Annotated in this window: 12 protein-coding genes; 5 read left to right on the top strand and 7 right to left on the bottom strand. The window is 60.3% G+C overall.

Annotated features, from left to right (window positions below; all coding sequences use genetic code 11):
• The first annotated feature begins 147 nt into the window (after nucleotides 1-147).
• Complete coding sequence (locus SOP85_RS09340; RefSeq protein ID WP_274077228.1) at nucleotides 148-435, top strand: DUF3509 domain-containing protein; 288 nt, start codon at nucleotides 148-150, stop codon at nucleotides 433-435.
• A 169-nt stretch (nucleotides 436-604) separates the two neighbouring features.
• On the opposite strand, the gene SOP85_RS09335 is transcribed toward SOP85_RS09340, so the two are convergent.
• Together SOP85_RS09335 and SOP85_RS09330 are read right to left on the bottom strand one after the other, a co-directional pair.
• A complete protein-coding gene (locus SOP85_RS09335; RefSeq protein WP_274077227.1) occupies nucleotides 605-1,573 on the bottom strand; it encodes a TIGR02285 family protein in 969 nt (322 codons plus the stop codon).
• On the bottom strand, nucleotides 1,527-2,726 hold the full coding sequence (locus tag SOP85_RS09330) for a CaiB/BaiF CoA transferase family protein (protein ID WP_274077226.1): 1,200 nt from the start codon (nucleotides 2,724-2,726) through the stop codon (nucleotides 1,527-1,529). The genes SOP85_RS09335 and SOP85_RS09330 overlap by 47 nt, the downstream gene beginning before the upstream one ends.
• Nucleotides 2,727-2,873: 147 nt before the next feature.
• On the opposite strand from SOP85_RS09330, the gene SOP85_RS09325 reads away from it, so the two are divergent.
• The 3 genes from SOP85_RS09325 (at nucleotide 2,874) to SOP85_RS09315 (ending at nucleotide 6,545) form a co-directional block, all read left to right on the top strand.
• On the top strand, nucleotides 2,874-3,416 hold the full coding sequence (locus SOP85_RS09325) for a YaeQ family protein (protein ID WP_008057823.1): 543 nt from the start codon (nucleotides 2,874-2,876) through the stop codon (nucleotides 3,414-3,416).
• A 57-nt stretch (nucleotides 3,417-3,473) separates the two neighbouring features.
• The gene (gene recJ / locus SOP85_RS09320) at nucleotides 3,474-5,183 is read left to right on the top strand and encodes a single-stranded-DNA-specific exonuclease RecJ (RefSeq protein WP_323626760.1); all 1,710 of its coding nucleotides are present in this window, start codon (nucleotides 3,474-3,476) and stop codon (nucleotides 5,181-5,183) included.
• A 255-nt stretch (nucleotides 5,184-5,438) separates the two neighbouring features.
• Complete coding sequence (locus SOP85_RS09315; protein ID WP_274077224.1) at nucleotides 5,439-6,545, top strand: NADH:flavin oxidoreductase/NADH oxidase; 1,107 nt, start codon at nucleotides 5,439-5,441, stop codon at nucleotides 6,543-6,545.
• A gap of 102 nt (nucleotides 6,546-6,647) precedes the next feature.
• On the opposite strand, the gene SOP85_RS09310 is transcribed toward SOP85_RS09315, so the two are convergent.
• Nucleotides 6,648-8,273 (bottom strand): glucan biosynthesis protein D, encoded by a 1,626-nt coding sequence (locus tag SOP85_RS09310; RefSeq protein ID WP_323626759.1) that lies wholly within the window; start codon nucleotides 8,271-8,273, stop codon nucleotides 6,648-6,650.
• 412 nt (nucleotides 8,274-8,685) lie between these two features.
• On the opposite strand from SOP85_RS09310, the gene SOP85_RS09305 reads away from it, so the two are divergent.
• Nucleotides 8,686-8,871 carry a hypothetical protein gene (locus tag SOP85_RS09305; RefSeq protein WP_274077222.1) on the top strand — a complete coding sequence of 62 codons (186 nt, stop codon included), beginning with the start codon at nucleotides 8,686-8,688 and terminating at the stop codon, nucleotides 8,869-8,871.
• Between the two features lie 53 nt (nucleotides 8,872-8,924).
• Here SOP85_RS09305 and SOP85_RS09300 read toward each other — a convergent pair whose 3' ends face one another.
• From SOP85_RS09300 to SOP85_RS09285, 4 genes are all read right to left on the bottom strand, one after another.
• Nucleotides 8,925-9,215 (bottom strand): type II toxin-antitoxin system RelE/ParE family toxin, encoded by a 291-nt coding sequence (locus tag SOP85_RS09300; RefSeq protein WP_274077221.1) that lies wholly within the window; start codon nucleotides 9,213-9,215, stop codon nucleotides 8,925-8,927.
• A complete protein-coding gene (locus tag SOP85_RS09295; protein WP_274077220.1) occupies nucleotides 9,193-9,441 on the bottom strand; it encodes a CopG family ribbon-helix-helix protein in 249 nt (82 codons plus the stop codon). The genes SOP85_RS09300 and SOP85_RS09295 overlap by 23 nt, the downstream gene beginning before the upstream one ends.
• A 203-nt stretch (nucleotides 9,442-9,644) precedes the next feature.
• A complete protein-coding gene (locus SOP85_RS09290; protein ID WP_274077219.1) occupies nucleotides 9,645-11,129 on the bottom strand; it encodes an APC family permease in 1,485 nt (494 codons plus the stop codon).
• A 226-nt stretch (nucleotides 11,130-11,355) separates the two neighbouring features.
• Nucleotides 11,356-11,660: aldehyde dehydrogenase family protein (locus SOP85_RS09285; protein WP_323626758.1), on the bottom strand; the 305-nt coding region annotated here is incomplete at its 5' end.

Raw genomic sequence — 11,660 nt, 5'->3', positions numbered from 1 at the left:
TCTGTCATCTTCAGCGTGCATGCTCTATCGACCAGAGGCGCAGGTTCACCTGCACTCGGTCTTCAGAACTTTCTACCCGGGCCAGCGGTCATTTACTGTACACACGCCCCCAGGCACTTTGTTTTCGGACTATTGAGTGGTGATCGGATGGAAAGTATCAGTCTCTTGCTCGGTGAGGCTCTGAGCCCGTACCAGGTGACGTTGACCCCGTCGGGCATTCACGGTGAATGCCGGGTGACATTGAAGAACGCAATCGGCGCCATAGTGGTCGATCGGGCGTTCAACCAGGCACAGTTGAGCGACAAGCGCCAGCTGACGGATGTGGTCGACGGCTTGCACCGCGACGTGCTGATTGCTGAAGGACGCCTGGAACCCTGTGTGATCGCGGCGTTGCGCAATGCGGCACAGGACAAGCTGCTGGCCAGCCGAAATTGAATTGTCGGATGTGGGAACCTTCCTGCATCCCCATCGTCAGACCTAGTAACAGCAAGATCAAGCATTGTGCTCCGGTGCTTGCCGCTTGCCGTTACGGGTCCTTGAAAAGACCACGTTTAACCCCGAGTCGTCTCCCCACTTCTCGGGGTTTCTTTTTGCCCGGAAATTGTCAGTAGCCGCTCTGGTGCTCGAAAAAATCCCTGGCCGCTTGCAGGTAGTCGCTGCGACTTTGCGGGTCGAGCCAACCGGCGTACGCCTCGCTCAAGTGATCCCGGGGCAGGGCACGCAGCAGCTGGTTGATCTCGACGATCGCCTGGCGGCCCTGGGGCGTGTTGGTGCAGCCTATGTAGCCGGACAGGTACTTGCCGGTGCCACGAATCGGGAAGAACTCCAGTTCATCTTCAGCGATGCCTTGTTGCTGCGCCTGATAACGAATTTCCGGGCGATAGCCCAAGAGCAATTGCAGGCGACCCAGGCGTTGCATCTGCAACAGGCTGCCCAAGGCGTCGTTGCCGTAGTGCGAGGTCAGCACCTTGCCCGGCGCCTGCTTGAGCAAGGTGTCGAGAAAGTCGCCGTAGTTGCGTTCGGCAACAATGCCCAGCGTCACGCTGCCGGTGGCCAATAGAGCCGCCAGGTCCACCTCGCCATCCTTGAGAAAAGGCGTCAGTACTTCCCGATCGTTACGCCGTATGGCCAGGCCATTGCTCATGGCGCGAAAAACCGGGAGGGAAAAGGCGATCCAGCTTTCGCGCTCCTTGCTCCAATTCAGCGCCGCATCGCAGGTGAGGGCCGGTTCGTGGAGCATCTGCAAGCCACGGGCTCGATTGACCTTCAGCACACTGTGCTGGTACTGCGGCATGCCGGCGATCAGTTGGCGGAGCAGTTGGTCGATGACCCCCTGGCCTTTTTGCGGGCCGTCGAAAATGAACAGCGGCGGTAGATCGCGTTTCAGCCAGACCAGGGAATCCTTGGCCTGCGCCGATACCGGCGCGGCCAGGGTGATGATCAGCAACAGGCTCGCCAATGCGCCCAGGCGCCGGCCGTCCAGCAACAGGCAGGGTTTGATGAGTCGCGCAAACAGACGCTTGAGCTCAGATGGCTCCGTCTTTGCGCAGCTGTGCAATCTGCGACGCGTCATAGCCAAGTTCCTGGAGTACCTGGGTATTGTGCTCGCCCAGTTGTGGCCCGACCCATTCACAATCACCGGGTGTCTCTGAGAGTTTCGGCACGATCCCCGGCATCTTGAAGTCCTTGCCATCGGGTAGCTTGGCCTGCAGGAACATTTCCCGGGCGAGGTACTGTGGATCGCTGAACATGTCTTCGGCGCTGAAGATTCGGCTGGCCGGTACATCGGCCTGGTTCAACAACTCGATGACGCTGTCCAGGGGCAACGAATTGACCCAGCGATCGATCACCCCGTAGATTTCGTCGCGACGGCTGTCGCGGCCGTCGTTACTGGCCAACTGCGGGTCGTTGGCCAGGTCTTCCCGGCCGATGATCAACATGAAACGCTTGAAGATCGCGTCGCCATTGGCGCCGATCTGTACATGTTTGCCATCGGCACTGGTGTGGATCGAGGAGGGTGTGATGCCCGGCATGATGTTGCCGGTGCGTTCGCGAATGAAGCCGAACACGTCGAACTCCGGCACCATGCTTTCCATCATGGCGAAGATCGCCTCGTAGAGCGCCACGTCCACCACTTGCCCCGCACCGCCATTGACCTCGCGATGACGCAGGGCCATCAGGGCTCCGATCACGCCCCACAGCGCAGCAATCGAGTCACCGATGGAAATCCCGGTGCGTACTGGCGGCCGGTCCTCGAACCCGGTGATGTAGCGCAGGCCGCCCATGGATTCGCCGACCGCGCCAAACCCGGGTTGGTCCTTCATCGGGCCGGTCTGGCCGAAACCCGAGAGGCGCACCATGACCAGCTTGGGGTTCAGCGCATGCAGCACATCCCAGCCCAGTCCAAGCTTTTCCAGCACGCCGGGGCGGAAGTTTTCGATCAGGATGTCCGCTTCACTGAGCAGTTTTTTCAGGATCGCCAGGCCGTCCGGGTGCTTGAGGTTCAGTGTCAGCGATTTTTTATTGCGTGCCTGGACGAACCACCACAGCGAGGTGCCCTCGTACAACTTGCGCCATTTGCGCAATGGATCGCCGCCGTCCGGCGATTCGACCTTGACCACATCGGCACCGAATTCAGCGCAGATGCGCGAGGCAAACGGGCCGGCGATCAAGGTACCCAGTTCGATGACTTTCAGACCTGAGAGCGGTTTGGCAGAAGACGGCATGCGGGTTCCTGTAGGACAAAGATTGAGCGAGTACAGAGTTTTAACATAGCCGACTGTCAGGCGCCCAAGGGAGATCTGCTTCTATTCGTTGATTGGCGGCTGCATCGGTTAGACTTGCCGCCTTTCCCCGTATCAAGAAGCCCGTTCATGGCCCAGCCGTCCACGACCTACAAGTTTGAACTGAACCTCACCGACCTCGATCGCAGCGTCTACGAGTCCGTCAAGCAGACCATCGCCCGCCACCCTTCGGAAACCGAAGAGCGCATGACCGTGCGCCTGTTGGCCTACGCCCTCTGGTACAACGAGCAGTTGTCGTTCGGCCGTGGTCTGTCAGACGTGGATGAACCGGCCCTGTGGGAAAAGAGCCTGGACGACCGTGTCCTGCACTGGATCGAAGTCGGCCAGCCGGACGCCGATCGCCTGACCTGGTGCTCGCGCCGCACCGAACGCACCAGCCTGCTGGCCTACGGCAGCCTGCGGGTCTGGGAAGGCAAAGTGATCCCGGCGATCAAGAACCTGAAAAACGTCAACATCGCGGCGGTTCCCCAGGAAGTCCTGGAAACCCTGGCCAAGGACATGCCCCGCGTCATCAAGTGGGACGTGATGATCAGCGAAGGGACGATTTTCGTCACCGACGACCGCGGTCAGCATGAAGTCCAGTTGCAGTGGCTGTTGGGCGAACGCGGCTGATCAGTCGCGACCTCACCGGTTTTATCCTACGTATTGAAGAGAAGCCCCTGTCACCCCATGCGCATCGAACCTCGCCTGCTGCCCGACACCCTGCCATTTCTCGGTGATATCCCGCCGCTGCTGACCCGGCTGTACGCCGCGCGGGGCGTGTTATCCGAAGCCGAACTGGACAAAAGCCTGGCGCGGCTGATTCCGTTCCAGCAGCTCAAGGGGATCGAGGCGGCGGTGGACTTGCTGGTGACCGCGCTTGAACAGCGTCAGCGGATCCTGATCGTGGGCGACTTCGATGCCGATGGCGCCACAGCCAGTACCGTGGGCACCCTGGGCTTGCGCCTGTTGGGTGCGGCGCACGTCGACTATCTGGTGCCCAACCGGTTCGACTACGGCTACGGCCTGACCCCGGAAATCGTCGCGGTGGCGCTGGAGCGCGAGCCTCAGTTGCTGATTACCGTGGACAACGGCATTTCCAGTGTCGAAGGCGTGGCTGCGGCGAAAAAGGCCGGGCTCAACGTGCTGGTCACCGATCACCACTTGCCCGGCGATGAACTGCCGCTGGCCGATGCCATCGTCAATCCGAACCAGCCCGGTTGTACCTTCCCGAGCAAGGCGCTGGCCGGAGTCGGGGTGATCTTCTATGTGCTGATGGCCTTGCGCGCGCGTTTGCGCGAGCTCGGCTGGTACACCAGCAAGCCGCAGCCGAACATCGGCGAGTTGCTCGACCTGGTGGCGCTGGGCAGCGTGGCCGACGTGGTGCCGCTGGATGCCAACAACCGGATCCTGGTGCATCAGGGCCTCGAACGGATTCGCGCCGGACGTGCCCGACCGGGGATCAAGGCGATTCTCGAAGTGGCCAAGCGTGATCATGCGCGCATCACCTCCACCGACCTGGGGTTTATTGTCGGCCCGCGCCTCAACGCCGCCGGACGACTGGATGACATGAGCCTGGGCATCGAATGCCTGCTGACCGACGACGCGGCGCTGGCCCGTGAGATGGCGGCGCAGCTGGACGGGATGAACCAGGACCGTAAATCCATCGAGCAGGGCATGCAGCGTGAAGCGCTGGCCCAGCTCAAGGATCTGCCGGTGGAATCGATGCCGTTTGGCTTGTGCCTGTTCGATCCCGAGTGGCACCAGGGTGTCATCGGTATCCTCGCGTCGCGCATGAAAGAGCGTTATTTCCGCCCGACCATCGCCTTTGCCGATGCCGGCGACGGCTTGCTCAAGGGCTCCGGGCGTTCGGTCCAGGGCTTTCATATCCGCGACGCCCTGAGCGTGGTGGCGGCTCAGCATCCGAACCTGATCACCAAATACGGTGGCCACGCCATGGCCGCTGGCCTGACGCTGCCGGAGGCGAATTTTCCGCTGTTCTCCGAGGCCTTCGATGCCGAGGTTCGTCGTCAATTGCGCGACGAAGACCTGACCGGGCGCCTGTTGTCGGACGGCACCCTGGCGGTCGAGGAGTTTCACCTGGAACTGGCCCGTGCCTTGCGCCATGCCGGCCCTTGGGGGCAACACTTCCCGGAGCCGCTGTTTCATGGGGTGTTTCAGTTGGTCGAGCAGCGTGTCGTCGGTGAAAGGCACCTCAAGGTGGTGCTTCGCAGCGAGTGCGGTTCGGTCAAGCTTGACGGCATTGCATTCGGGATCGACCGTGAGGTGTGGCCGAATCCGACCATCAAGTGGGTGGAATTGGCTTACAAACTCGACGTCAACGAGTTCCGCGGCAATGAGACCGTTCAACTGATGATTGCCCACATCGAACCGCGTTGACCCCTCGTTCCCACAGGATTTGAGCGAACCCTGTGGGAGCGAGCTTGCTCGCGATGGCAATCTTTGCGACACCGAATCTCTCTGAATCCTCCCTCATCTCCCGATGTCGACTAGGCTCTAAGCACTGCTTGATTATCCTTGTGACGTCTTGTCAATTTTTTTGCCCGCGGGGGCGGGTGCTGCATCCTTTTCCTGTCACTCGTCGACTATTCAAACAGAACCCTGGAGCCTGACCACTGATTTGAGAGGTGCCCCATGAGTCTGCTGCTTGAACCCTACACCCTTCGTCAATTGACCCTGCTCAACCGCATCGCGGTATCGCCGATGTGCCAGTATTCGAGTGTCGACGGCCTGGCCAATGACTGGCACCTGGTCCATCTCGGCAGCCGCGCGGTCGGCGGCGCGGGCCTGGTATTTACCGAAGCCACGGCGGTTACCGCCGACGGGCGCATCACCGACCAGGATCTTGGTCTATGGAACGATGAACAGATCGAACCCCTGCAACGCATCACTCGCTTCATCGCCGCTCAGGGCGCTGTCGCCGGCATCCAGCTGGCCCATGCCGGCCGCAAGGCCAGTACCTATCGACCCTGGCTCGGCAAGCATGGCAGCGTGAAAATCGACGAGGGCGGCTGGCAGCCGGTGGGCCCGTCACCGATCGCCTTTGACCCGCAGCACACACAACCCAAGCAGCTCGACGAAGGCGAGATCGCTGACGTCATCCAGGCCTTTGTCGACGCGGCGAAACGCGCGTTGACCGCCGGTTTCAAGGTGGTCGAAGTGCACGCGGCCCATGGCTATCTGCTGCACCAGTTTCTGTCGCCCCTGAGTAATCAGCGGCGTGACCAGTATGGCGGATCCTTCGAAAATCGTATTCGGCTGGTGTTGCAAGTGACCGAAGCGGTGCGGGCAGTCTGGCCGGAAGAATTACCGCTGTTCGTGCGGGTGTCGGCCACCGACTGGGTGGAGGATGGCTGGAACCCGGATGAAACCGTCGAGCTGGCGCGGCGCCTGAAAGACCTCGGCGTGGACCTGATCGATGTGTCGTCAGGCGGAACGGCGGTCAACGCGGAAATCCCCACGGGCCCGGGTTATCAAACCCGGTTTGCCGAACGTGTGCGCAAGGAGTCGGGCATTGCCACCGGTACTGTAGGCATGATCACCGAGCCCGCACAGGCCGAGCATATTCTGCGCACCTGTCAGGCGGACATCATCTTCCTCGCTCGCGAGCTGTTGCGTGATCCTTATTGGGCGCTGCATGCCGACGATGACCTCGGTGGGCGCAAGGCCATATGGCCAGCGCAGTATCACCGGGCGACCCATCGCGACCAACCGATTCATGAGTCGGATTTGCGTGATTAATTGAGGATTTTCAAGATCAAAAGATCGCAGCCTTCGGCAGCTCCTACAGAGGAATACGATCCCCTGTAGGAGCTGCCGAAGGCTGCGATCTTTTGCTTTTCCTCAAGTATATTTGCGCTTGTCCGGTGCCGGCGGGAAGTACTGGTACAACCAGGTCTCACTCAGCGTCCGGTCATTGGTGCGAATGAACAGGCGCAGCTCCACCGGCTCGACACTGTCGTTGGTCGGGTACCAGTCAAAGGTGATGCGATAGCCCTTGATGTCATCGAGCACCAGCACGTTGAACTCCTTCACCTCGCCGTTGGAACAGGTGACCACCGGTTCGATGCCGGTCCCCGCCGGCAGACGATCCAGACCGCCTCCGTTGAAGTCCACGGCAAAACGGCGGGCCCAGACTTCCGGATAATGCTCGCCCGGTGCCCAACCTTCGGTGAAACCGCCCATACCCGACCGGGTCGCGTTGACCCGTGCCAGCGGCGTGCCGACGGGCGGCAGGGCGCTCCAGTAGAGTTTGTAGCCGTAGTTCAGCGAGTCGCCGGCCGCGACCGGTTTTTTCGGGGTCCAGAAGGCCACGATGTTATCGAGGGTCTCGCCGGTGGTAGGAATTTCCAGCAGATCGATAGAGCCCTCGCCCCACGCGGTCGTTGGTTCGACCCACAGGCTCGGGCGTCGGCTGTACCAGTCAACGGTGTCCTGATAGCTGGCGAACTCGTGATCGGTCTGCACCAGGCCGAAACCTTTCGGGTCCTTGTCGGTGAAGGCGTTGAATTGCAGGGTGGCCGGGTTGTTCAGCGGGCGGCAGATCCACTCGCCGTTGCCCCGCCACATCGCCAGGCGATCTGAGTCGTGGATCTGCGGGTGAATGGTGTCGCACATGCGGCGCTCGTGGGTGCCGCAACTGAACATGCTGGTCATCGGCGCGATGCCCAGTTGTTCGATGGCGGTGCGCGCGTTGACATGGGCGTCGACCTCCATCACCACGCGCTCGGCCTGGCAATCGATGTCAAAACGGTAGGCGCCGGTGGCGCTCGGCGAATCGAGCAGGGCGTAGACCACGAACCGCGTGCTGTCCTTGCCTGGCGTCTCGAACCAGAACTTGGTGAAGTCGGGGAATTCTTCGCGCTTTTTGGCATAGGTGTCGATGGCCAGGCCGCGGGCCGACAGACCGTACTGGCCGCTGGCGTCTACGGCGCGGAAATAGCTGGCGCCGAGGAAAGACACCACGTCGTGTTTGTCCAGTTCCGGCGCCTTGAACAGCTTGAACCCGGAAAAGCCCAGGTCGCCCTTGAGCTGTTGGGTATCGACCGAGGTATTTTCATAGTTGAACAACGAAGGGCGGAAATGCACTTCGCGGGCCATGCGGGTCTTGGTATCGACGCTGTACATGCGCACCGGCTGGCGGAAACCCATGCCGACATGGAAAAACTGCACATCCAGCTGACCGTTCAGGTCATTCCACAACGAATGCTTGCCGTCATAGCGAATGGCGTTGAAGTTCTGCGGGGTCATGGTCGCCAGGGTGGGCGGCAGCACCTGCTTGGTGTCCTGGTAGCGATTGCTGGCCAGTTGCTTGGCCTGGGCCTTCAGCGCTTCGAAGTCGAACGCCTGAGCCTCGCCATCCGCCGTGCCATTGCTTGCCCAGGCTTGGGCAGCGAGCAGGCCGGTGGCCGATAAACCGGTGTAGACCGCAATGGCCATGGAGGCTTTGAGCAAATTCCTGCGATGCATAAGTACAACCTGTCGTGAACGATCCCGCGCCGTTCCTGGCACTGCTGGATCAAGAATATCGGTTCGGACATGCCTTCGGCCAAACGCAACTGCCTTTAAACAGATAACGAATAGCTTAAACCGTTCGGTTGTGCAGAAAAAATGATTGATGGCGTGACGATGGCGCGGCAATGAAACAAGAGATGTCGGTTAACGTTTCCGACAGCAGATTCTGATTTAGAGGGCATTTCTGCTTTTTTTGACTAATTACTCTAAAAACCGCTTTTCAGCGCCCGGATAATTCCTATTCTATGGACATGACCGGTTTCTGCCCTTCGGGCCGGTGGCTTCAGCGGGCACAGGGTGGCCGCTGAAAAGGGGTAGGGCGATGCGGTTTCTGAAGTTTTCTTTGACGTAGAGAAGGACATCGTCCATGTCGAAAGTACAAGGCATCACCGAAATCCTGGGAATCTTTGCGTGCCTGTCTACTGGCCGGCGAAGACGTCGGCTCAATAGCGAGGAGATTAAGTTGGTGGAACGCTATCGGGAGTTGTCGGAGAGTGACCGCATTGCGATGCGTTATCTGGTGGATGCGATGCGCAGTGTTTCGCGGTTTTGAAGAAATAGAACCTTCAGTCGCGGCAACTTTGCCGCGGCTGGATGTTCTCCCCTCTACCAATCCTCAGAGCGTTCGGAGCGCTGATGCAGCACTCTCAACACCTGTATCTGGCCATTGGCAAATCGATACGGGGCAATGAAGGGATAACGGCCAAGCACTAACTCTCGGACATCAGGCATGACGGAAGGCCTGCCTGAACCGGGAAACTGCTCCAACTGCCGAAAAGATTGCAGCATGGTTGCAATGATTTCGATGGCACTACTCGCGCCTACGACCTCTCGGTAATGCTCATGGATGGCATTCAGGTCGCTTTCGGCTTTCTCAGTCAGTACTACGCTCGGCACGTTTTGCCCACTTAGCCTTCACGGCGTCCAGATCGGTCAGTTTTCCGGCATCGGCATCGGCTATGCCGTCGCTGATGGCTTGCAGATGCCAGGACTCGGCTTCCACGTATCGAACCAGTGCACGCTTGAGGTGGTACTGACGGTCGCGGTCAGTGGCCGCTGCCAGCTGATCCAGCTGTTGGGCCAGAAGTTCTTCGACACGAAAAGACAAAACGGGCGAGGCCATGGTGGCTCTCCTAAAAGTGTATACGCTGTAAACGACGTAAACACCCTAGGCTCTGTTGCGTCTATCGTCAACCGATACCGCGTGCGTGGTTGAGGAAACTCTAGCCGGGTAAACATTCGCAAGTAGCGAGGAACTGTTTCGAAATGCTTGCCTGTTGCAGGCTCGATGAACCCCGGTACCTGTTGGCACCGGGGCAACTTCCGTTAGCGACTGACTTTCCACGCATCCCCGGCAGGCGCCTTACCGTGGTCATACGGCTTGGCAATCCACATGTAGAGCAACCCCAGGCCGATGACGATGGCGGTACTCAGGACCATGGCGTAGTTGATGTACCACGCTGCGTCCGGGGTCCGTGGCCAGGCCATGTTGATGATCGCGCCGACGCCATAGACCAGCGCGCCGATGTTCACCGCCCAGCCCCAGGCGCCGAGGGTGAATTTGCCGCTGGGTTTCCAGCCTTTGAGGCGGGCGTACAGCGCCGCGAGCACGATCATCTGGAAAGCCAGGTAAATACCGATGGCGGCGAAGCTGACGATGGTGGCGACCGCGTCCTGCAGGAAGAAACCGAGAATGATGATCAGAGCCGGCAGGACGCCGGACACGAACAGTGCCGCAACCGGAACCTGGGTGGTAGGGGAAATCTTCTTCAGCAGTCGGCTGCCGATGACCATTTCGTCCCGGGCGTAGGAATACAGCAGGCGACTCGCCGCCGCTTGCAGGCTGATGACGCAGGAGATGAAGGAAATCATCACCACGCCCATCACCATTTTCGAACCGACCGGGCCGAAGGCATTGTTGAGGATGGTGCCGACCGGGTCCTTGTCGGTGCCATCGATCACCGCTTGCATGTCCGGTACGGCGAGGATCAGCGCCAGGCAGGCGAACATCGCCGCCACGCCGCCGATGTAGATGGTCATGCGCATGGCCACCGGGATCTGCTTGCTCGGGTTCGGGGTTTCTTCGGCTACGTCGCCGCAGGCCTCGAAGCCGTAGTACAGGAACATCCCCGCCAGCGATGCAGTGAGGAAGGCTGGCAGGTACGAGCCGTTGACGCTGATGTCGAAGGTGTTGAACAGCACGCTGATCGACTGATGGCGTTCGAAGACCAGCAGGTAGACACCGACGATCACCGCACCCACCAGTTCGCAGAGGAAGCCGAACATGGCAATGCGCGCCAGCACCTTGGTGCCGCTGAGGTTGACCAGGGTGGCGAACAGCGTCAGTACCAGGGCAATGATGATGTTGGTGTTGTTGCTCGGTTCAAAACCGAGCATGGCGGCCAGGTACGGGCCGGCGCCGACGGCTACGGCGGCAATGGTCACGCACAGGGCGATGGAGTAGATCCAGCCGACCATCCACGCCCAGCGCTTGCCCACCAGGCGACGCGCCCACGGGTACACGCCACCGGAAATCGGGAACTGTGAAACCACTTCGCCGAAGATCAGGCACACCAGCAACTGGCCGCACCCGACCAGCAGGTAGGCCCAGAACATCGGCGGCCCGCCGGCGGCGAGGCACAGGCCGAAGAGGGTATAGACCCCTACGACCGGAGAGAGATAGGTGAAGCCCAGGGCGAAGTTTTCCCACAGGCTCATGCTGCGATTGAAGTTGGACGTGTAGCCCAGTTTTCGCAGCTGCTCGGCGTCGCTGTCGGCGATGGCGGACGAGAGATCGGGTGATGCACTCATGTGTGTTTCTCCGGAAAATCGGCAGATTTCGGATGCCCGAGACCGTGACGGGGCTTGGAGGCGCCGCCCGGGTCGGTGGTTATTGTTTTGTTTTTCCAGCGTTGAAACCTGGTGGTGCCTAATGCCGGTTTCGACCTTGAAACCGAGGTGACGCAATCGCCAGCAGGCTGGCTCCCACAGGGAAATGCATTCCCAAATGTGGGAGCCAGCCTGCTGGCGATGCTTTTTAGTGCTTGAACATCACATGCCGCACGACGGTGTAATCCTCCAGCCCATACATCGACATGTCCTTGCCATACCCGGACAGCTTCTGCCCGCCGTGGGGCATTTCGCTGACCAGCATGAAATGCGTGTTCACCCAGGTGCAGCCGTACTGCAAGCGCGCCGACAGGCGATGCGCACGGCCGACGTCGGCGGTCCATACCGATGACGCCAGGCCGTAGTCCGAGTCGTTGGCCCAGCCCAGCACCTGCGCCTCATCGGTGAATCTGGTCACCGACACCACTGGCCCGAACACTTCGCGCCGCACGA

This window comes from Pseudomonas sp. YuFO20 (assembly GCF_035064975.1).
Taxonomy (GTDB): Bacteria; Pseudomonadota; Gammaproteobacteria; order Pseudomonadales; family Pseudomonadaceae; genus Aquipseudomonas; species Aquipseudomonas putida_AE.
Note: the sequence above shows the minus strand (reverse complement) of the source record. Positions and strands in the feature narration are given on the sequence as shown.